20 protein-coding genes and 1 pseudogene are annotated in these 19,127 nt (G+C 65.1%); all 21 read left to right on the top strand.

Annotated features, from left to right (window positions below; translation table 11 throughout):
* Positions 1 to 365 precede the first annotated feature (365 nt).
* Positions 366 to 1,148 carry a PFL_4669 family integrating conjugative element protein gene (locus QZ709_RS04285; protein ID WP_261659737.1) on the top strand — a complete coding sequence of 261 codons (783 nt, stop codon included), beginning with the start codon at positions 366 to 368 and terminating at the stop codon, positions 1,146 to 1,148.
* Positions 1,145 to 1,672 (top strand): DUF3158 family protein, encoded by a 528-nt coding sequence (locus QZ709_RS04280; RefSeq protein ID WP_261659736.1) that lies wholly within the window; start codon positions 1,145 to 1,147, stop codon positions 1,670 to 1,672. Before QZ709_RS04285 ends, QZ709_RS04280 begins: the two co-directional genes overlap by 4 nt.
* Before the next feature lie 72 nt (positions 1,673 to 1,744).
* Positions 1,745 to 2,203 carry a single-stranded DNA-binding protein gene (locus QZ709_RS04275; RefSeq protein ID WP_261659735.1) on the top strand — a complete coding sequence of 153 codons (459 nt, stop codon included), beginning with the start codon at positions 1,745 to 1,747 and terminating at the stop codon, positions 2,201 to 2,203.
* A 286-nt stretch (positions 2,204 to 2,489) separates the two neighbouring features.
* A complete protein-coding gene (locus QZ709_RS04270) occupies positions 2,490 to 4,502 on the top strand; it encodes a DNA topoisomerase III (protein ID WP_261659734.1) in 2,013 nt (670 codons plus the stop codon).
* 545 nt (positions 4,503 to 5,047) lie between these two features.
* Positions 5,048 to 5,278, top strand: a pseudogene (locus tag QZ709_RS04265) (hypothetical protein); the annotation flags it as partial.
* A gap of 328 nt (positions 5,279 to 5,606) precedes the next feature.
* On the top strand, positions 5,607 to 5,831 hold the full coding sequence (locus QZ709_RS04260) for a hypothetical protein (RefSeq protein ID WP_023112342.1): 225 nt from the start codon (positions 5,607 to 5,609) through the stop codon (positions 5,829 to 5,831).
* Between the two features lie 21 nt (positions 5,832 to 5,852).
* Entirely contained in the window at positions 5,853 to 6,245 is a 393-nt protein-coding gene (locus QZ709_RS04255) for a hypothetical protein (protein WP_023112343.1), read from the top strand.
* A gap of 211 nt (positions 6,246 to 6,456) precedes the next feature.
* Positions 6,457 to 7,194 (top strand): hypothetical protein, encoded by a 738-nt coding sequence (locus QZ709_RS04250; RefSeq protein ID WP_023112344.1) that lies wholly within the window; start codon positions 6,457 to 6,459, stop codon positions 7,192 to 7,194.
* Between the two features lie 96 nt (positions 7,195 to 7,290).
* Positions 7,291 to 7,569, top strand: a complete 279-nt coding sequence (locus QZ709_RS04245; RefSeq protein ID WP_023112345.1) for a hypothetical protein — start codon at positions 7,291 to 7,293, stop codon at positions 7,567 to 7,569.
* Between the two features lie 494 nt (positions 7,570 to 8,063).
* Positions 8,064 to 8,675, top strand: coding sequence for a TetR/AcrR family transcriptional regulator (locus QZ709_RS04235; RefSeq protein ID WP_023112346.1), 612 nt, complete (start codon positions 8,064 to 8,066; stop codon positions 8,673 to 8,675).
* Between the two features lie 131 nt (positions 8,676 to 8,806).
* Positions 8,807 to 9,838 carry an NADP-dependent oxidoreductase gene (locus QZ709_RS04230; protein WP_023007044.1) on the top strand — a complete coding sequence of 344 codons (1,032 nt, stop codon included), beginning with the start codon at positions 8,807 to 8,809 and terminating at the stop codon, positions 9,836 to 9,838.
* 34 nt (positions 9,839 to 9,872) lie between these two features.
* Positions 9,873 to 10,550 carry a type 1 glutamine amidotransferase domain-containing protein gene (locus QZ709_RS04225; RefSeq protein ID WP_034030322.1) on the top strand — a complete coding sequence of 226 codons (678 nt, stop codon included), beginning with the start codon at positions 9,873 to 9,875 and terminating at the stop codon, positions 10,548 to 10,550.
* Positions 10,551 to 10,561: 11 nt separating this feature from the next.
* Entirely contained in the window at positions 10,562 to 10,867 is a 306-nt protein-coding gene (locus tag QZ709_RS04220; protein ID WP_023007046.1) for a DUF1330 domain-containing protein, read from the top strand.
* Positions 10,868 to 10,894: 27 nt separating this feature from the next.
* Complete coding sequence (locus QZ709_RS04215; protein ID WP_034030325.1) at positions 10,895 to 11,725, top strand: nitroreductase family protein; 831 nt, start codon at positions 10,895 to 10,897, stop codon at positions 11,723 to 11,725.
* Positions 11,726 to 11,798: 73 nt separating this feature from the next.
* On the top strand, positions 11,799 to 13,190 hold the full coding sequence (locus QZ709_RS04210; protein WP_058131069.1) for an NAD-dependent succinate-semialdehyde dehydrogenase: 1,392 nt from the start codon (positions 11,799 to 11,801) through the stop codon (positions 13,188 to 13,190).
* Between the two features lie 87 nt (positions 13,191 to 13,277).
* Positions 13,278 to 14,696, top strand: a complete 1,419-nt coding sequence (locus QZ709_RS04205) for a coniferyl aldehyde dehydrogenase (protein ID WP_023007049.1) — start codon at positions 13,278 to 13,280, stop codon at positions 14,694 to 14,696.
* Positions 14,697 to 14,749: 53 nt separating this feature from the next.
* Positions 14,750 to 15,160, top strand: coding sequence for an organic hydroperoxide resistance protein (locus QZ709_RS04200; RefSeq protein ID WP_023007050.1), 411 nt, complete (start codon positions 14,750 to 14,752; stop codon positions 15,158 to 15,160).
* Positions 15,161 to 15,189: 29 nt separating this feature from the next.
* Entirely contained in the window at positions 15,190 to 16,245 is a 1,056-nt protein-coding gene (locus tag QZ709_RS04195; RefSeq protein WP_023102505.1) for an NAD(P)-dependent alcohol dehydrogenase, read from the top strand.
* Positions 16,246 to 16,316: 71 nt separating this feature from the next.
* Positions 16,317 to 17,330, top strand: a complete 1,014-nt coding sequence (locus tag QZ709_RS04190; protein WP_023007052.1) for an NAD(P)-dependent alcohol dehydrogenase — start codon at positions 16,317 to 16,319, stop codon at positions 17,328 to 17,330.
* Between the two features lie 103 nt (positions 17,331 to 17,433).
* The gene (locus QZ709_RS04185) at positions 17,434 to 18,018 is read left to right on the top strand and encodes a flavin reductase family protein (RefSeq protein ID WP_023112350.1); all 585 of its coding nucleotides are present in this window, start codon (positions 17,434 to 17,436) and stop codon (positions 18,016 to 18,018) included.
* Between the two features lie 72 nt (positions 18,019 to 18,090).
* On the top strand, positions 18,091 to 19,127 hold a 1,037-nt coding region (locus QZ709_RS04180; protein WP_294636090.1), incomplete at its 3' end, for an S-(hydroxymethyl)glutathione dehydrogenase/class III alcohol dehydrogenase.

Here is a 19,127-nt window from a genome sequence, read left to right as displayed (position 1 = left end):
CGCCAAGCAGCACATCGAACGGCTGCGCAACCTGCTCGCCAGCAAGTGAGCGGGTCTGCAAGGCGGTGAAGTGGATGCCGGTGGCTTCCAGTAGAGCTATCCCCTGGGGATAGTTCCACTGACGGCTACGACATCGAATCGCTGCACGCTAGGCCTTGATCGCCTGCCGCGGGATCGGCCTTGTCCGCGTTGGTCCGGGCGTGCAGCGTTCCTTGGCGCTCCATGGCGCTATCCCCTGGGGATAGCTCGCGCCGCATGCATCCTCCGCGCCCTGAACCGGGGACGGGCGGGTTTCGGTTTGTTGACTGACTGCCTTCCGCTTCCTGCCGAAGCTGACCGCTCTTTTCCCACAACGAGCGGACACCATGGCAACGACCAACGAACCCTTGCAACTGAATCTCGGCTCCTTGCGCAGCGCGATGTCGCTGACGCTGCACACGCACCACGCTTCCCGCATCTGGCACGGCCGCGCCGCTGCCGAGGGGCGACCGGGCATCGTCGGCCTGAACGGCTACATCGCCCAGATGAACAAGATGCGGCGCGGATCGGAGCAGGACGACCCGTACAGCGACTTCTGGATGCTGCGCATCGAAGACAAGCTCGACCAGACCAAGACCACACTGCAATCGCTGCGCGAACAGGTGGACCAGGCGCTGGCGAGCGTGCCGCCGGCGCTGACCCTGGGCGAAAACCTCAACGTGCAACCCGTCAAGCTGCCGCTGTTCGTCAATGCGCAGCTCGGCTTTGCCGCCGTGTACCTGCTCGCCGACTACGACGACATCGCCCGCAAGCTGATCCTCGCGCACCACACGGCGCTGATCGATCGCTCGACGCTCGAACGCTGGCTCAACGAAGGCGCGCATGCGCTGCGCAGTCTTTTCAGCCTGGCCCAGCAGTACCGCTACTCGGGCTGCACCCGCGATGACTTCGCCGCCAAAAATGCCGCAGCGCGGGCAGCGCTGGAGAAGTTCGGCGAGCTGCCGCAGGACGTGCTGGAAGGCACGCGCCGCTCGAAGTTCGCGCCGCCCATCGTGCGTCGTGGCCTGCAGCAGCGCGGTGACGGTCCTGCCGCAACACCATCCGCCAGTGACGAAGCTGCCGCCACCGAGGCCCCTGAAGCGACGGCCGGCGAGGACGCGCAGGCATGAGCGATCCGAACCGCGACACCCGCTACTTCCGCCCCCTGCAACAGACCGCCTTCATGCGGTTGGAACACGCAGGCTCTCAAAAAGGCCTTTTAAAGCCTTTTAAGGGTAAAGGGGACTTGGAGGCCTGGGCCAGCCAGTGCTTCGCCATGCGCGACGAGTTGATTGGCTTGGCGCAGCGACAGGTGCTGCAACAGGCCCTCGGGCATCCCTTCCACCTGCTGCCCATCGAGCTGGCCCTGCAGACCACTGGCGCAGGCACGACCTTTCTTCGCTGGCGCAAGCACGACCGCTCGGCCATGGGCGTGGCCCTGTGGCAGAAGCTGATCGCGAGCACCAGCACGCCGGTCAACCTGCTGGCTGACCTGCACGCCATCGAGCTTCAGCGCATCACGCTGAACATGCAGATCAGCCTGTTGCACACCTTGGGCAGGCAGGCGCAGGAATGCGCCAGCAAGGCCGCCGAGGCGGAAGACGCCTACCTGCGCCGGCTCAAGTCCATACCTGCCGCCATGCGCGATCGCTGATCGCACCTGGCTCCCCAGCACGCGCCCGGCGCCGCCATGGCACGGGTATTTCACCACCACGGAGATTGCAACATGAGCACGCATTATTCTGGCGAGGGCAATATCGGTTCGCCCCCCGAATACCGAGAGTTTCCCAACGGCAACGACGAGCCGCGGCGCTTGCTGCGGCTGAACGTGTATTTCGACAACCCCGTCCCCATCAAGGGCGGCGGCGGCGACTTCGAGGACCGCGGCGGCTTCTGGGCGCCGGTCGAAATCTGGCACCGTGACGCCGAACGCTGGCAAGGCCTGTATCAGAAAGGCATGCGCGTGCTGGTCGTCGGCCGCATGGAGCGCGAACCCTGGACGGACAACGAGGATCAGCCGCGTGAGACCTGGCAGATCAACGCGCGCAGCGTCGGCATCCTGCCGTTCCGCATCGAGTCCGTGACCCTCAGCCCCAGGCAGCAGGAGACCGCGCCAGACGCGCAGTCGAAACCCCAGGCCGCCCAGGAACCGACCGCGCCGAAGGAATCGAAGCGCAGGAAGTGATCCGGCATGGGGCGGCGGCCGTTGTCCGTCGCCCCGTGTTCGATGTCATGTACTCGGTGGAATTATCCCCAGGGGATAGCTCCATCAACGTCCACCGCCTTCCACGCGCTCCCGAAAATCGCGGCTCCCGGCCCGCACACCCTCGGCCGCACGCCACTTCCGTCCCAGCCATTCCATCCGTGAAAGTGGTCGCCACCGCATGCGGCTTGTTTGCTGCTGCCCCTGGTGGTGCTCGGCATCCTCGATTCCAGCAACTCAATGAACCACGGAAATCGGATGGACGGACATGCGGCTGTTCTTGTGCGAGAAGCCATCGCAAGGCAAAGACATTGGTCGAATCCTCGGCGCGACGCAGCGCAGTGAAGGCTGTCTCAGCGGCTCCGGCGTCACCGTCACCTGGTGCATCGGCCATCTCGTAGAAGCGGCAGCCCCCGAGGTCTATGACGCGGCGCTCAAGCGCTGGTCGCTGGAGCAGTTGCCCATCATTCCCCAGCAATGGCGGGTCGAGGTCAAACCGAAGACCGCCACGCAATTCAAGGTCGTCAAAGCGCTTCTGGCGAAGGCGACCCATCTGGTCATCGCCACCGATGCCGACCGTGAGGGCGAGCTGATCGCCCGCGAGATCATCGACCTGTGCGGCTACCGCGGCCCCATCGAGCGGCTATGGCTGTCGGCGCTCAACGATGCGTCGATCCGCACCGCGCTCGGCAAGTTGCGGCCCTCATCCGACACGCTGCCGATGTACTACTCGGCGCTTGCGCGCTCACGCGCCGACTGGCTCGTGGGCATGAACCTCAGCCGGTTGTTCACGGTGCTCGGGCGTCAGGCCGGCTACGACGGCGTGCTGTCCGTCGGTCGCGTCCAGACGCCGACATTGAAGCTCGTCGTGGACCGCGACCGCGAGATCGCGGACTTCAAGTCGGTGCCGTTCTGGGCCATCGACGTGTCCCTGTCCGCGGGCGGTCAGGCTTTCAGCGCGCAGTGGGTTCCGCCAGATGGCTGCACCGACGATGCCGGCCGCTGCCTGCAGCAGCCGGTCGCTCAGCAGGCCGCGCAGCAGATCCGCGCTGCGGGCAGCGCCCAGGTCGTGTCAGTCGAGACCGAGCGCGTGCGCGAAGGGCCACCGCTGCTGTTCGACCTGGGAACGCTTCAGGAGGTTTGTTCCAAGCAGCTTGGGCTGGATGTGCAGGAGACCCTGGAGATCGCCCAGGCCCTGTACGAGACGCACAAGGCCACCACATATCCGCGTTCGGATTCCGGCTACCTGCCCGAAAGCATGTTCGCCGAGGTGCCCACGGTCCTGGACAGCTTGCTCAAGACCGATCCCTCGCTGCACTCGATCATGGGCCGGCTCGACCGCTCGCAGCGCTCTCGCGCCTGGAATGATGGCAAGGTCACGGCGCACCACGGCATCATCCCGACGCTCGAACCCGCGAGCCTCTCTGCGATGAGCGAGAAGGAGTTGGCCGTGTACCGGCTCATCCGGGCGCACTACCTGGCGCAGTTCCTCCCTCACCACGAATTCGACCGCACGATCGCCGAGCTGTCCTGCGGCCAACAGAAGGTGGCGGCCACCGGAAAGCAGGTGGTCGTTAAGGGCTGGCGCCTGGTGCTGGCCGAGCCGCAAGCAGACGAGGACGGTGAAGCCACGGCGCGCAGCCAGGTACTCCCCCCGCTACGCGAGGGCATGGCGTGCCAGGTGGCCAGGGCCGAGATCAAGGCGCTCAAGACGATGCCGCCCAAGCCGTACACGCAGGGCGAACTGGTCAAGTCCATGAAGGGGGTCGCCAAGCTGGTGACGGACCCGCGCCTGAAGCAGAAGCTCAAGGATACGGTCGGCATCGGCACCGAGGCGACACGGGCCAACATCATCAGTGGGCTGATCGCCCGCGGCTACATCGTGAAGAAAGGACGCTCCATCCGTGCATCGGATGCGGCATTCACCTTGATCGACGCCGTGCCCGCGGCGATTGCAGACCCAGGAACCACCGCCGTGTGGGAGCAGGCGCTCGACATGATCGAGGCCGGACAGCTCACCTTGGATGTGTTCATCGGCAAGCAGGCCGCATGGATTTCGCAACTGATCGCGCAGTACGGCAGCACCTCGCTGTCCATCAAGGTTCCCCACGGACCCGCTTGCCCGGAGTGCGGCGCACCGACGCGCCAGCGCACCGGCAAGACCGGCCCCTTCTGGTCGTGCAGTCGCTACCCCGACTGCAAAGGCACGCTGCCGGTCGATTCCGGCACGTCCAAGCGCGGTGCCTCGCGCCCGCGCAGTAGCGGCCGCAAGGGCTCCTGACCGACCCCGCTCCCCGAGAGCCGTGCCCGCCATCGGCGGCGTGGCCCATGTCCCGCACGCCCTGCGGGACGCCCAGCGCGCAACGCCTTCTCTTGTCCGTGTGCGCGTCCCGCTCGGCCGCCCCCGGCCGCGGGGCCTGAAGGTAGCTTCTCCGCGAACCGTGTCCGGGGTTTCCCGGCGCGTTCTGCTGATCTGCATTTTTCCGCCTCTGCGAAGGGTCCCCCGATGGCTTGCCAGGCTGCGAGCCACCTGGAGACCCTTTGTGGTCAGCGGTATTCGATGCCGTGCCCAACGGCGAAAAACTGGGCTCCTTTTGTGCGCGGATGTGCGCCAGAAGATGCCGGCGCCAACCACGACATGCGCCGGGTGCGATTGCTGACAGCAGACGGTTCTAGCGACGACCGGGCCTGCCAATCAGCCCACGGGTGGTTCCGTCCTCCCGAGCCGAAGGCCGCAGGGCCTTCGGCGCCTTTCTCCCGCCGATCAACATTCTGGCCCGATAGCGGGCCACACCAACAGGAAACCGACGTATGCAACAACCGGAGCAAGTACGAGCCGCGTTCGAGCGCGACATTGGCAACAAGGTGCTGTTCATCAAGGACGGCAAACTGCTGTTCATCAATGGCATCAGGCTCAAAGCCATCGCCGACCGCAAGGTGTACTTCGCTTCACTGCGCGCCCGGCAGGCCCAGCCCATCGTCATCCTCGCCGAGCTTCCGCCGGAGCAGGCATTCGACCTGTGGAAGCAGCATGTCCTGGGCGACAAGCCCAACTGACCCAACGCCGACACGCCATCCTGGCAGCCCCGCACTCGTGCGGGGTTTCTTTTTCCTGCGTCCATCAATCGGGGCTGGGCCGGATGCCATTTTCCAACTGACGCAGCGCGGCCGTCGCAGGAAGCTGCCCGCATGTTCGCTGATTCGTCAGCACATGCCAGCAGCCAGGGTTCCAGGCTGCCGCGGGTCTCTCCCGCGTTGCCCACCAGTCCGCATCGCATCAATTCCGCAGACGCGCGTCCCCATGACGCTGATGCTTTTTTTCAACCGCGTGCGGGAGCTGCCATCCCGTGAGGGACAAGGCCCCGCTTATCGAAGGAGCCCTTCCATGTCCCAGCAAGCCTCTTTCGGCCAAGCCTTCGGGCAATTGGCCTCGACCTACTGCGGCAAGTTCCTGCCGCTCGAAGTCCTGCAAAGCGCCGCTGGCCACTACATCGGCACGCGCGATACCGAAGGCCCCGTTTCGCGGGAATCCCGCGAGTACTTCCGCAGCTATGCCGCGGCTCAACGCGCCCTCGAAAGAGGCGGCTGGTCCCAGCTCGCCATTCCCTGATCCAACTGGAGGAATCACGTCATGAACCAGCTTTTGCCACAGGAAGTCGTCGATCAGATCATGCGGGAAGAGCAGCATTTCGCTGCCGCGCCCCAAGCCTTTTTCGAGGCATGGAAGCGCGGCGTCGAGATCGCTGGTCCCGAGTGGTTCGGGGACGGCACCCGTGAAGCTCTGAACCAGGCCAAGAGCAAGTGGGATCTGCGTCCCAACATGCTGCGGCTCAACGATGCCCTCGGCGTCCTGAGCAGCGGGGAACGCATGTTCCTGTCCGCCATGGTGAGCTTCTACAACGCACGCGAGGGCGGTGCCATGCTCAAGCGCTGCCACTTCCACGGGCTGTCGGACTTCGACGGTCTGGACCTGCAACGCCGCAAGGTCATCGCCGACCTGCTCATGAACTACGACGGCTGGTGAGCCGGTCTCCGGCACACCACCGCGTTTTCGTTCACTCCCCAAGAGGGACATGCGCCCACGAGGCCATGTCCCTCAATTTGTTTCCCGGCGTCCAGCGCAATGCTGACAGCGCCAAGGTCAGCGTTGCCCTGACGCATTTTTCATTCTCAACCCACTGGGTCCAATTCCCGGTGGTGGGAATTGGCTCCATTATTCAATCCGGAGAGTTCCCATGTCCCAGAAACCTAATCCCTTTCTTCGCGGCTACTGGAATCTGAAAATCGTCCGCACGCTGCCCATCAGCTACGAGGACGGAAGCCCGCATGTCTGGCGAAACATCCACGCGAGCCAGCAACACTTTTCCGACGAGGAACTGGTTTCATCCTCCTGCATCGTCACCAACGGTTTCGCCGTGGTCAGCTATGGCCCCGAACCCGTGAGCGCCGAGGTACTGGCCGAATGCGATGCCGGTGAAGGCGTCAGAGGCGAAGGCGTGATCGGCGCCGTGGTCTATGCCATCCGTGGCGACGACTTCGACGGCCGCCCGGTCCACGTCGGTGACACCTATTCGGCCGAGGCCGCCCGGGAAGTCGTGCAGCGGCTGAGCTTCGAGACCGGCTACTACAGCCGGTGCTGGGAAATCAGTCGTGAGCACATCACCGTCGATTCCTGGCACTACCTCGCCAACCTGGCAGACCTTGCCACGCCGGAGGCCTTCCTGTTCATCGCGTTCCGGGTTCCATACAGCCCGGCGATCGGCATCAAGCTGATCTCCACCCCCTGGACGGACGAGAACCTGGAACATGCCGAAGGCATCAGCGCGGCGCAGCTTCGGCAGGAGCACCGGGGAAAGGGTATGCCGGACGACTTGGCGAACATCCTTGAACTGGCTGGCCAGGCCGATGTGCGCATCCTGATCCTCGATGCCGACGCACCCGCGCTGCTGGGCCTGCCGCTGGACGAGTCCTAGCAGCCGCGCTACACGCCGTGTTTCCTCTTCGTTCTCCCCATGCCAGCCCGTCTCCTGCCCGGAGCCGGGCCGGTCCAATTTCATAGGAGCACCCTCATGTTCCCCGACCTCATCTCGCCCGTAAGCGACTTCGAGCATCAGCTCGGGGCTTGCGTCAACGCTATGGGCCAGGACGACGCCATCGGCCAGGTCCTGGTATTCGAGCGCATGCGCGGCAGGCTGCACATGCGCCATATCGCCAGCGCCGACCTGGCGGACACCGACATCGACGAGTACGAAATGGTCGTCTTCGACGGTGGCAGCACCAGCGGCGACACATGGAAGCATGTCTTCTTCCCGCGTCAGCGCGAGCACTACTTCGTGTACGAAGCCTGACCCAACCAGCCCCTTTCGAGGGGCTTTTTCGTTTGGCCGGCCGTTCATCGGCAATCCTGACCTTGTCGAGCGACTGCGCGGCAACCAGCCATTGGCGGCTGCTGACAGCAGCGTCTATTACGGCGGCGGCGCCAACGGGTACACGGATTTCCCCACTTTTTCCGGCTGATCATTTTCGGAATTCCCGAAATACAGAACCCGGATAAATGGGAACTCGGGTGGCGGTAACTGTAGCGGTAACCAGAAACCATCACGGTTTGCTGGCACAGCCAGCTGCCGCCCGCGTTTGTACGCTGCCGGCGAGAGAAGCAGACACGCATACCAAGCAGATAAGCCGTTGAGCGCGAATCTTCCTCTTGAGAAGCGGCTGCTGCTGTCCGGGAAGCGTCCCTGGCATTGCGCAGCAAGCGCTCTATTAATAGCTTTTAACTGTCATCATCAACTTGCCCGATGATTGTAGACGACCGGTCTAGTTTCAGGGTAAGATACAAACCATGACTAATGCCACGAACGACGTCCGCCAACATATCCTCGATACCGCCCGGATCATTATCGCGGGAAAGGGCTTCAGCGCCGTGGGCCTGAACGAGGTTCTCCAGGCTTCCGGCGTGCCGAAGGGTTCCTTCTACCATTACTTCGGCTCCAAGGAGGCCTTTGGCGAAGCGCTGCTGGAGGATTACTTCGCCGATTACCTGGCTTCGCTCGATAATCTGCTGAGTCGTCCTGATCTTTCCGCAGCACAGCGACTGATCGCCTATTTCGAGTACTGGCTGGAGACCCAGGCAGCCTGTGACCCGAAGGGCAAGTGTCTGGCGGTCAAGCTGGCTGCGGAGGTCAGCGACCTCTCCGAGGCGATGCGTTTAGTTCTTGAACAGGGCACCACGCGAGTGATCGCGCGTTTGGCCAGCGCCATCGAGGATGGCGCCAGCGACGGCTCGCTTCCGGTTGAGCTGGATGCCAGCACAACGGCGAACACGTTGTACCAGTTGTGGCTGGGCGCGAGCCTGTGCGCCAAGCTCACGCGCGACCGTGTACCCATGGAGGCCGCGCTGGCTGCTACGCAGGGCCTGCTAGGCCTGTCTTCTCATCTTCGACGCTGCGCCTGACAGACAGAAAAAAGTCCTCGTAGCTTTTTTTGCCCAAACTGTATACGACCGGTCTAATTCAATCAGATGACAAACTTTGCTTCCACGCACGCACATGAGTCCGTTTCGGCCGTCCTTTTCAGGAGTCAGCGATGACCACTGCGATCCTGCAAACCCGCATCGTACTTGCCTCACGCCCCTCGGGTGAGCCGACGCCAGACGACTTCCGGCTGGAACAGGAATCGCTGCCTGAGCCAGGCAAGGGCCAGCTCCTGCTGCGCACGCTGTACCTCTCGCTCGACCCGTATATGCGGGGGCGAATGAGCGATGCTCCGTCCTATGCTCCACCCGTAGCGCTAGGCGAGGTGATGACCGGCGGCGCGGTGAGCCGGGTGGAGGTTTCGCACGACCCGGCATTCAAGGTTGGCGACCTGGTCGTCGGCGACACGGGTTGGCAGAGCCATACGCTTTCCGACGGTCGTGGACTGGTCGTGCTCGATTCCCGGACCACGAATCCTTCGCTGGCGCTGAGCGTGCTCGGCATGCCCGGCTTCACCGCCTACCACGGCCTGCTGAACATCGGCCGGCCGCAGCCGGGCGAGACTGTGGTCGTCGCCTCCGCCATCGGCGCGGTCGGCTCGGTAGTTGGGCAGCTTGCCCGGCTAAAGGGCGCGCGCGCCATCGGCATCGCCGGCGGGCCGGAAAAATGCCGCTACGCGCGCGAAGCGTTCGGCTTCGATGTCTGCCTCGACCACCGCGCGCCCGACTTTGCCGAACAACTGGCTACCGCGACGCCGCAGGGTATCGACGTCTACTACGAGAACGTCGGCGGCACGGTGCTCGACACCGTGCTGCCGCGACTGAACGTCGGCGCCCGCGTGCCGGTGTGCGGGCTGATCGCCCACTACAACGACACCGACCTGCCACCTGGCCCGGACCGCATGCCGATGATGCTGGGGCTGGTTCTGCGCAAGCGCCTGCTGCTGCAGGGTTTCATCATCGGCGACCACTACGCCGACGGTTTCGCGGCGTTTCAGCGCGACATGGGCGCATGGGTCGCCGAGGGCAAGGTCTCGGTCCGCGAAGACTTCGTCGAGGGCCTGGAACATGCGCCCCAGGCGCTGATCGACCTGCTCGCCGGCAGGCACTTCGGCAAGGTCGTGGTACGAGTCGGCACCCCCTGAGTCTTTCACTTCGAACCTCCAAAGGAGAGCCGCTATGGCCAATATTCTCGTCATCCTCACTTCGCACGACCAACTCGGCAACACTGGCAGGAAAACCGGCTTCTGGCTGGAGGAACTGGCTGCCCCCTACTATGCCTTCCTCGATGCCGGCGCGAAGCTGACCCTGGCCTCGCCCAAGGGCGGCCAGCCGCCGCTCGACCCCAAGAGCGACGAACCCGACGCCCAGACCGAGGCGACCCGTCGCTTCCTGGCCGACGCTGACGCGGTCAAGGCCCTGGCCAACACCCGCAAGCTGGCCGAGGTCGCCATCGGCGACTTCGATGCAGTGTTCTATCCCGGCGGCCACGGCCCGCTATGGGACCTGGCTGAAGACCCGGTCTCGATCGGTCTGATCGAAGCGGCGGTCAAGGCGAACAAGCCGGTCGGAACGGTCTGCCACGCACCTGGCGTGCTGCGCCACGTCAAGGATGCCGACGGCAAGCCGCTGGTCGCCGGCAAGCAGGTGACCGGTTTCAGCAACAGCGAGGAGGCTGCGGTTGGCCTGACCGATGTGGTGCCGTTTCTGGTCGAGGACGTGCTCAAGGCCAATGGCGGTCATTACAGCAAGGGCGGCGACTGGCAGTCCCACGTGCTGACCGACGGCCTTCTGGTCACCGGCCAGAACCCTGCCTCGTCCGCCGACGCCGCCAAGGCGCTGCTCGCCCTTCTGTGAGGAGATTGAACATGTCCGCTTACGTGGTTTTCCTGCGCGAACGCACCCTCGACGCCACCGAACTTGACATCTATGCGAGGCAGGCTCCAGCCGCGCGCGAAGGACACGATCTGACGCCGCTGGCGTTCTATGGCGATTTCGAGGTGCTGGAGGGACCGGCGATCGAGGGCGGCGTGATCCTGCGCTTTTCCGACATGCAGGCCGCACGCGCCTGGTATCACAGCCCCGCTTACCAGGCAGCACGGGTGCACCGGTTCAAGGGCGCGGACTACCGCGTGCTGTTGCTTGACGGCATCGGCGCGACACCTGCGGCCTGAGTCCCCTAACACGCACAGGATTCTGGAATGACTTCCCATCAGATCGACCCAGCCTCCGCATGGCAGGCCCGCTATGGCGAGGCCGCCGCCCTGCCGCTGCCCCCTGTTCCCGCCGCGCTGGCCGCGCTGCTGGAGCACCGATCAGTGCGCGCCTACACCGATCAACCGGTCGACGACGAGGCACTTCAACTCGCCATCGCTGCCGCGCAATCAGCCTCCAGTTCGTCCAACCTGCAGCCATGGAGCGTGATCGCCGTGCGCGACCCCGCGCGGCGCGCCCGCCTGGCCGCGTTGGCCGGCGGTCAGCGCCACGTGGCCGAGGCACCGCTGTTTCTGGCCTGGGTCGCCGACTGGTCGCGGCTGCGCCGACTCGGTGCCGCGCAGGGTGCCGCGACCGACGGTATCGATTACCTGGAGAGCTACACCGTCGGAGCGGTCGACACCGCGTTAGCCGCGCAGAACGCGGCGAACGCCTTCGAAGCCCTGGGGCTGGGTATCGTCTACATCGGCGGCATGCGCAACCATCCAGAGCAGGTCGCCGCTGAACTGGGGCTGCCGCAGGACAGTTTCGTGGTGTTCGGCATGTGCGTGGGCCATCCCGATCCGGCCCGCCCGGCCGAAGTCAAGCCGCGCCTGGCACAGCCGGCGGTGCTGCATCACGAACGCTACGACGCTGCCGGCGAGGCCGCCGCGGTGGCGCACTACGACCCGCTGATGCGCCGCTTCCAGCAGGAGCAGCAGCGTGACGACCGGCCCTGGTCGCAAGTGTCGGTGCAACGCATCGGCAGCCCCGGCGCGCTGATGGGCCGCCATCGCCTGCGCGAAGCCCTGAACGCGCTCGGCTTCACCCTGCGCTGAATTCCTCGTCCGCGCTCCGGCTCTGCAGGCCGTGACGCCTTCCTCCATCCACTGTCACAAGGAATCATCGAACATGGCATACGCCACCATCAACCCCTACACCGGCGAGACCCTGAAGACCTTCCCGGACGCCACCGACGCCGAGGTGGAACAGGCCATCGCCGCTGCGCACGAAGCCTTCCTGTCCTGGCGCGAGCGCTCGTTCACCGAGCGCGGTGCCATCCTGCAGCGTGCCGCAGACCTGCTGCGCGCCAAGGCTGGCGACTACGCGAAACTGCTGACCCTGGAGATGGGCAAGATCACCGCCGAGGCACTGGCCGAGGTCGAACTTTCCGCGCGCATCTTCGAGTATTACGTGAAGAACGCCGAGGCCCTGCTGGCACCGGAGAAACTGACCGTGGCCGATCCCGCCGAGGGCGACGCGTTGCTGGTACACGAGCCGCTGGGTGTGATCCTGGCGATCGAGCCGTGGAATTTCCCCTACTACCAGATCGCCCGCATCCTGGCCCCGCAACTGGCCGCGGGCAACACGCTGCTGCTCAAGCACGCCTCCAACGTGCCGCAGAGCGCGGATGCCTTCGAGAAGCTGATGCTCGAAGCAGGCCTGCCCGCGGGCGCCTTCAAGAACCTCTATGCGGCGCGGCACCACATCGAGATCATCCTCAACGACCCGCGCGTGCACGGCGTGGCGCTGACCGGCTCGGAAGGCGCAGGCGCGGTGGTCGCCGCCCAGGCTGGCAAGGCGCTGAAGAAGTCCACGCTGGAACTCGGTGGCGCCGACGCCTTCGTGGTGCTGGCCGACGCCGAGCTGGACAAGACCGTGAAGTGGGCGGTGTTCGGCCGCCACTGGAACGCCGGCCAGGTCTGCGTGTCCTCCAAGCGCATCATCCTGGTCGAGGCCATCTACGATGAGTTCCTGCGCCGCTACACCGAGGGCGTGGCCGGGCTCAAGGCGGGCGATCCGTTCGACCCCGCTACCACCCTGGCGCCGCTGTCCTCGCAGAAGGCCGCCGACGACGTCAAGGAACAGATCCGCCAGGCCGTCGCCCACGGCGCGACCGCGACCGAGGTGGGGCCCAAGGTGCCGGCGCAAGGTGCCTTCGTGCAGCCGACGATCCTCACCGGCCTGACTCCGGACAACCCGGCCTACTACTGGGAATTCTTCGGGCCGGTATCGCTGGTCTACCGCGCCCACGACGAGGAAGAAGCGATCGCCATCGCCAACGACTCGCCGTTCGGCCTGGGCGGCTCGGTGTTCACCGCCGACGCCAAACATGGCGCCGAAGTCGCCAAGCGCATCTCCACCGGCATGGTGTTCGTCAACCACCCGACCATGGCCAAGGCCGACCTGCCGTTCGGCGGCGTACGCCGCTCTGGCTACGGCCGAGAGTTGCTCGGCCTGGGCCTCAAGGAGTTCGTCAACCACAAGCTGATCGACGTGGTCGACATCGACGCGCCGTTCTGATGCAAGCGGGCCGGCGGCACGGTACCGCCGGCCGCCGTTTCGCGTCCACGGGCGACGTTCAACGTTAACCGAACTTAGGAAACCCTCATGAGTACATCCGATCTGATCACGCGCCTGCCTGGCGTCGTCGCGGCGATGAAGCAGGCGCACCTGAGCGATGGCCCGGCGGACGCCGAACAGCGGCGGGATCGGCTCGCTCGCGCCGAACGCCTGTTGTCCGATAACCGCGCGCAGCTGGAATCGGCCATTCGCGCCGATTATGGCCACCGCAGCCCCTATCAGACACTGGCCACCGATGTGCTTGCGCCCATCAAGAGCATGCGCCACGCGCGCGAGCAACTCGAACATTGGATGCGACCCGAAGCGCAAGACGCCGGTATGCCGGGCGTGCAGGCACGCGTGGAATACCAGCCACTCGGTGTAGTAGGCATCATCAGCCCCTGGAACTTCCCGATCAACCTCTCGTTCGGGCCACTCGCAGGCGTGTTCGCCGCCGGCAACCGCGCGCTGCTCAAGCCGTCCGAACTGACGCCCCGCACCTCCGATCTGCTGGCCGAGCAGATTCCGCGCTATTTCGATGCGCTCGAATTCGGCGTCGTGCTCGGAGACGCCGAAGTCGGCGCCGCCTTCACCGCGCAACCGTTCGACCATCTCATTTACACGGGCAGCACGGCAGTGGGGCGTCTTGTGATGCGCGCCGCGTCCGAGAACCTTGTACCGGTAACGCTGGAACTTGGCGGCAAATCGCCCGTGCTCGTCGACGTGGACGCCGACATCAAGATAGTGGCCGAGCGGGTGCTCACATCCAAGACATTCAACGCCGGGCAGATCTGCATCGCCCCCGATTATGTGCTTCTGCCGCCGTCCGCACGCGAGGCGTTCATCGAGCACGCCCGCGCGTTCGTTGCGGCCACTTATCCAGATCTGGGAAGCAACACCGATTACACCGCCGTTGTCAACGATCGGCACTTCCAGCGCCTGCAGGTGTTGCTCGATGACGCCCAGGCCAAGGGAGCAACCGTCATCAGTCTTGCACCGGACGGCGAAGCAGATGCCGATCCTGCGACCCGCCTGCTGGCACCGACGCTTGTACTGGATCCCGACGATACGATGCGCGTGATGCAGGAAGAAATCTTCGGGCCGGTCCTGCCGCTGGTGAACTGCCCGGATCTTGACCATGCCATCGACTACGTCAATGCCCATCCGCGTCCGCTGGCCGCGTACTACTTCGGCAGCGACGCAACGCGTCAAAAGCGCTTCACCGAACGCACCACCTCGGGTGCAGCAGTGATCAACGACACGCTGATCCACGCTTTTATCGAGGATCTGCCGTTTGGCGGTATCGGCCCTTCCGGCATCGGCGCCTACCACGGCATCCATGGGTTCCGGCGTTTCAGCCACGCCAAGGCCGTGGTGATGCAGAGCCCGGACGGGACCTCCAGCCTGGCGCTGCGCGCGCCCTATGCCGACAAGCAGAAAGCGGTCGAGGCACAGCTGAGCGAATGATTTTTTCCTGGGCGGAGCACACCGCCCTTCGTAAACCTACGGAGCTGAATACCATGAAGATTTTCTACAAGACCCGCGCCACCGCCGTCGGCGGCCGTTCCGGCCGCACCACGCTGGACGATGGCAGCCTCGCGCTGGATATGGCCATGCCGGGGTCCGGCAAGGCTGGCGTCAACCCCGAGCAACTGTTTGCCATGGGTTACGCCGCCTGCTTCGACAACGCGCTGCCGGTGGCGGCCAAGCAACTGAAGCTGGCACCTACTGCCACCAAGACCTCGGTCGAGGTCGGCATCGGCCAGAACGCCGAGGGCGGCTACAGCCTGGACATCGACCTGTATGTGGAAGTCCAGGGCCTGAGCGAAGCCGACGCGCAGAAGCTGGTGGAAACCACCCACCAAGTCTGCCCGTACTCGAACGCCACCCGCGGCAACGTCGACGTGCGCCTGCACACCAGCGTCGCCTAAGCGACGGTAGGCCTACGAGGAGAAACACCATGACAGTAAAAGCCTATGGCACCCATGCCGCTGACACGCCGCTGGCGGCGCTCGACATTGTTCGCCGCGAGCCGGGGCCGCACGACGTCAAGATCGACATCGCCTACTGCGGCGTCTGCCATTCCGACCTGCACCAGGCCCGCAACGAGTGGGCCAACACGCTGTACCCCTGCGTGCCCGGGCACGAAATCGTCGGCCACGTTTCGGCCATCGGCAGTGCAGTGACCAAGTTCAAGATCGGCGACACGGTCGGCGTCGGCTGCCTGGTCGACAGTTGCCATCATTGCCCGGCCTGCGACGCGGGCCTGGAGCAGTATTGCGAGCACGGCCAGGTCTTCACCTACAATGGCCCGACGCATGATGCGCCCGGCCACACCCTGGGCGGCTATTCGCAGCAGATCGTAGTCAAGGACGACTTCGTCCTGAAGGTTTCGCACCCCGAGGCGCAACTGGCCGCCGTGGCGCCGCTGTTGTGCGCCGGCGTCACCACCTGGTCGCCGTTGCGCCACTGGAAGGTCGGTCCTGGCCAGAAAGTGGGCATCGTGGGTATCGGCGGGCTTGGCCACATGGGCATCAAGCTGGCACATGCCCTGGGCGCACACACCGTGGCCTTCACCACCAGCGAGAGCAAGCGCGCCGCTGCGCTGGAACTGGGCGCCGACGAAGTCATTGTCTCGCGTAACGCTGAAGAGATGGCGGCGCACGCCAACAGTTTCGACTTCATCCTCAACACGGTCGCAGCCAGCCACGACCTCGACGCCTTCACTGGCCTGCTCAAACTCGACGGCACCATGACCCTGGTCGGCGTACCCGAGCACCCGCACCCGTCGCCGAGCATCGCCAATCTCATCTTCAAGCGCCGCAGCATCGCCGGCTCGCTGATCGGCGGCATCGCCGAGACCCAGGAGATGCTCGACTTCTGCGCCGAGAAAGGCATCGTCGCCGAGATCGAGATGATCGCCATCCAGCAGATCAACGACGCCTACGAGCGCATGCTCAAGAGCGACGTGAAGTACCGCTTCGTGATCGACAGCGCGAGCCTGGCCGCCGCCTGAGGCGAAACAGCCTAACCGTTGCGGGCCGCTTCCCGGCGAGGCGGCCCGCGCGAAGCAACAGGAGATTCCAGATGAAAGCCATCGTGACACGCAGCCCCGGCGGCCTGGACTGCCTCGAACTACGCGAACTCCCCGACCCCGGCCAGCCTGGTCCAGGTCAGGTCCGTGTGAAGCTGCACGCCAGCTCGCTCAACTTCCACGATCTGCTGGTCGCCAACGGCGGCATCCCCGCCGCCGACGGACGGGTACTACTATCCGACGCCGCCGGCGTCGTCGAAGAGGTGGGCGAAGGCGTGAATGAGTTCAAGCCCGGCGACCACGTCGTCTCCGGCTTCTTTCCGCAATGGACCGACGGCCTGCCGTTCGCCGCGGTCGGCAACTTTCAGGGCACGCCGGGCGACGGCATCGACGGCTACGCCACCGAAGTCGCGGTGCGCGCAGCCGCCGACTTCACCCTGGCGCCGCGCGGCTGGAGCCACGCCGAGGCGGCGACCATCACCACCGCCGGGCTGACCGCCTGGCGCGCCCTGGTGGCCGACGGCCCGCTCAAGGCCGGCGAGAGCGTGCTGGTTCTGGGTAGCGGCGGGGTTTCGGTGGCGGCGCTGCAAATCGCAAAAGCGATGGGCGCGAGCGTGATTGCCACCTCCTCGTCGGATGAAAAGCTCGAACGTCTGCGCTCGCTCGGCGCCGACCACCTCATCAATTACCGCCGCACGCCGCAATGGGGCAAGCGGGTGCTGGAGATCACCGGCGGGCGCGGCGTCGATCACGTCGTGGAAGTCGGCGGCCCGGGCACGCTGGCACAGTCCATTCATGCGGTGCGCGTGGGCGGTCATATCGCGCTGATCGGCGTATTGACCGGCCGAGGCGGCGAGGTGCCGACTGCCGTATTGATGGCCAGGCAGGCACGCCTGCAGGGCCTGATCGTCGGCAGCCGGCGCCTGCAGCAGGAGTACGTGGCGGCGCTGGAGCAGACCGGCATCCACCCGGTGATCGACCGCAGCTTCCCGTTGGAGCAGCTTGCTGAGGCTTTCCGCTACCAGGAGAGCGGCCGCCATTTCGGCAAGGTCGTGGTGGATATCTGATCACCCAAGCCCTGTCCGTCCAGCTGCGCTGGCGGACGCGGCGCCCGGGACGCGCCCGGCTGCATACCGGACCCGGGCGTGGATATTTGAAGAGAGGAATGACATGACCGAACACGTCCTGTCGGTCGCATTGGACGATGCCTACCGGCTGATCACCCATGGTCCGACCGTCCTTGTGTCGGCCCGCCACAGTGGAGTCGACGACGTCATGGCCGCCGCCTGGGCCTGTGCGTTGGATTTTTCGCCACCCAGGCTGACCGTGGTGCTGGACAAGATCACACGAACGCGCGAACTGATTGAGGCCAGCGGTGAATTCGTCATCCAGATTCCAACTGTCGCGCAAGCGCGGCTGGTGCACGAGGTAGGCTCCCGGAGCCTGCATCAGGATCCGGACAAGCTCCAGAACTGCGGCGTGGAGCTCCTGCGCTTCGACGGCTTCGACCAACCCTTCGTGGCCGGAGCTTCGGCCTGGCTGGCGTGCCGGCTCATCCCGGAAGTGCGCAATCAGGAGACCTATGACTTGTTCATCGGCGAGGTGGTCGGCGCCTGGGCGGACGCGCGGGCGTTCAGCGATGGCCGCTGGCGCTACGAGCATGCCGACCCGGTCTGGCGCAGCTTGCATCATGTCGCCGGCGGGCATTTCTATACCATCGGCGATGCCCTGGACGTGCCTTTAACGCAACGCTAAACCTTTGGTCGCCCAGGTGGAGCGGCAACTGCCGCACCTCCGTAAAGTGCCCACCGATTACAGGAGAAAAGCATGAAGTCACGTGCTGCCGTCGCCTTCGGGCCAGGCAAACCGCTTGAAATCGTCGAGATCGACGTCGCTCCACCAAAGGCCGGTGAAGTTCTGGTCAAGATCACCCATACCGGCGTCTGCCACACCGACGCCTTCACCCTGTCGGGCGACGACCCCGAGGGCCTCTTCCCTGTCGTGCTGGGCCATGAAGGCGCCGGTATCGTGGTCCAGGTCGGCGAAGGCGTCACCAGCGTCAAGCCGGGCGACCATGTGATCCCGCTCTACACCGCCGAATGCGGCGAGTGCCTATTCTGCAAGTCGGGCAAGACCAATCTGTGTGTGGCCGTGCGCGCCACCCAGGGCAAGGGCGTGATGCCGGACGGCACCACGCGCTTTTCCTACAACGGCCAGCCGATCTATCACTACATGGGCTGCTCGACTTTCAGCGAATACACCGTCGTCGCGGAGGTTTCGCTGGCGAAAGTCAATCCGCAGGCCAATCCGGAACACGTCTGCCTGCTGGGTTGCGGCGTCACCACCGGCATCGGTGCGGTGCATAACACTGCGAAAGTGCAACCCGGCGACTCGGTCGCAGTGTTCGGCCTGGGCGGCATCGGTCTGGCGGTGATTCAGGGTGCGCGCCAGGCCAAGGCCGGGCGCATCATCGCCGTGGACACCAATCCGTCCAAGTTCGAGCTGGCACGCACCTTTGGCGCGACCGATTGCATCAATCCCAGGGATTTCGACAAGCCCATCCAGCAGGTCATCATCGAGATGACCGGCTGGGGCGTCGACCACTCCTTCGAATGCATCGGCAACGTCAACGTGATGCGCGCGGCGCTGGAGTCAGCCCATCGCGGCTGGGGTCAGTCGGTCGTTATCGGCGTGGCTGGCGCCGGACAGGAGATCAGCACCCGCCCGTTCCAGTTGGTCACTGGCCGACGCTGGCTTGGCACCGCCTTCGGCGGGGTCAAGGGCCGCTCGCAGCTGCCGGGCATGGTCGAAGACGCCATGAAGGGCGAAATCGACCTCGCGCCGTTCGTCACCCACACCATGCC

This window comes from uncultured Aquabacterium sp., assembly GCF_913773725.1.
Lineage (GTDB): Bacteria > Pseudomonadota > Gammaproteobacteria > Burkholderiales > Burkholderiaceae_C > Aquabacterium.
This window is presented reverse-complemented; position numbering and strand designations above follow the sequence as displayed.

Excerpts from the sequence above, each read along its gene's own strand:
- QZ709_RS04285 (WP_261659737.1), top strand. The coding sequence starts at position 366 with ATGGCAACGACCAACGAACCCTTGCAACTGAATCTCGGCTCCTTGCGC.
- QZ709_RS04280 (WP_261659736.1), top strand. The coding sequence starts at position 1,145 with ATGAGCGATCCGAACCGCGACACCCGCTACTTCCGCCCCCTGCAACAG.
- QZ709_RS04275 (WP_261659735.1), top strand. The coding sequence starts at position 1,745 with ATGAGCACGCATTATTCTGGCGAGGGCAATATCGGTTCGCCCCCCGAA.
- QZ709_RS04270 (WP_261659734.1), top strand. The coding sequence starts at position 2,490 with ATGCGGCTGTTCTTGTGCGAGAAGCCATCGCAAGGCAAAGACATTGGT.
- QZ709_RS04260 (WP_023112342.1), top strand. The coding sequence starts at position 5,607 with ATGTCCCAGCAAGCCTCTTTCGGCCAAGCCTTCGGGCAATTGGCCTCG.
- QZ709_RS04255 (WP_023112343.1), top strand. The coding sequence starts at position 5,853 with ATGAACCAGCTTTTGCCACAGGAAGTCGTCGATCAGATCATGCGGGAA.
- QZ709_RS04250 (WP_023112344.1), top strand. The coding sequence starts at position 6,457 with ATGTCCCAGAAACCTAATCCCTTTCTTCGCGGCTACTGGAATCTGAAA.
- QZ709_RS04245 (WP_023112345.1), top strand. The coding sequence starts at position 7,291 with ATGTTCCCCGACCTCATCTCGCCCGTAAGCGACTTCGAGCATCAGCTC.
- QZ709_RS04235 (WP_023112346.1), top strand. The coding sequence starts at position 8,064 with ATGACTAATGCCACGAACGACGTCCGCCAACATATCCTCGATACCGCC.
- QZ709_RS04230 (WP_023007044.1), top strand. The coding sequence starts at position 8,807 with ATGACCACTGCGATCCTGCAAACCCGCATCGTACTTGCCTCACGCCCC.
- QZ709_RS04225 (WP_034030322.1), top strand. The coding sequence starts at position 9,873 with ATGGCCAATATTCTCGTCATCCTCACTTCGCACGACCAACTCGGCAAC.
- QZ709_RS04220 (WP_023007046.1), top strand. The coding sequence starts at position 10,562 with ATGTCCGCTTACGTGGTTTTCCTGCGCGAACGCACCCTCGACGCCACC.
- QZ709_RS04215 (WP_034030325.1), top strand. The coding sequence starts at position 10,895 with ATGACTTCCCATCAGATCGACCCAGCCTCCGCATGGCAGGCCCGCTAT.
- QZ709_RS04210 (WP_058131069.1), top strand. The coding sequence starts at position 11,799 with ATGGCATACGCCACCATCAACCCCTACACCGGCGAGACCCTGAAGACC.
- QZ709_RS04205 (WP_023007049.1), top strand. The coding sequence starts at position 13,278 with ATGAGTACATCCGATCTGATCACGCGCCTGCCTGGCGTCGTCGCGGCG.
- QZ709_RS04200 (WP_023007050.1), top strand. The coding sequence starts at position 14,750 with ATGAAGATTTTCTACAAGACCCGCGCCACCGCCGTCGGCGGCCGTTCC.
- QZ709_RS04195 (WP_023102505.1), top strand. The coding sequence starts at position 15,190 with ATGACAGTAAAAGCCTATGGCACCCATGCCGCTGACACGCCGCTGGCG.
- QZ709_RS04190 (WP_023007052.1), top strand. The coding sequence starts at position 16,317 with ATGAAAGCCATCGTGACACGCAGCCCCGGCGGCCTGGACTGCCTCGAA.
- QZ709_RS04185 (WP_023112350.1), top strand. The coding sequence starts at position 17,434 with ATGACCGAACACGTCCTGTCGGTCGCATTGGACGATGCCTACCGGCTG.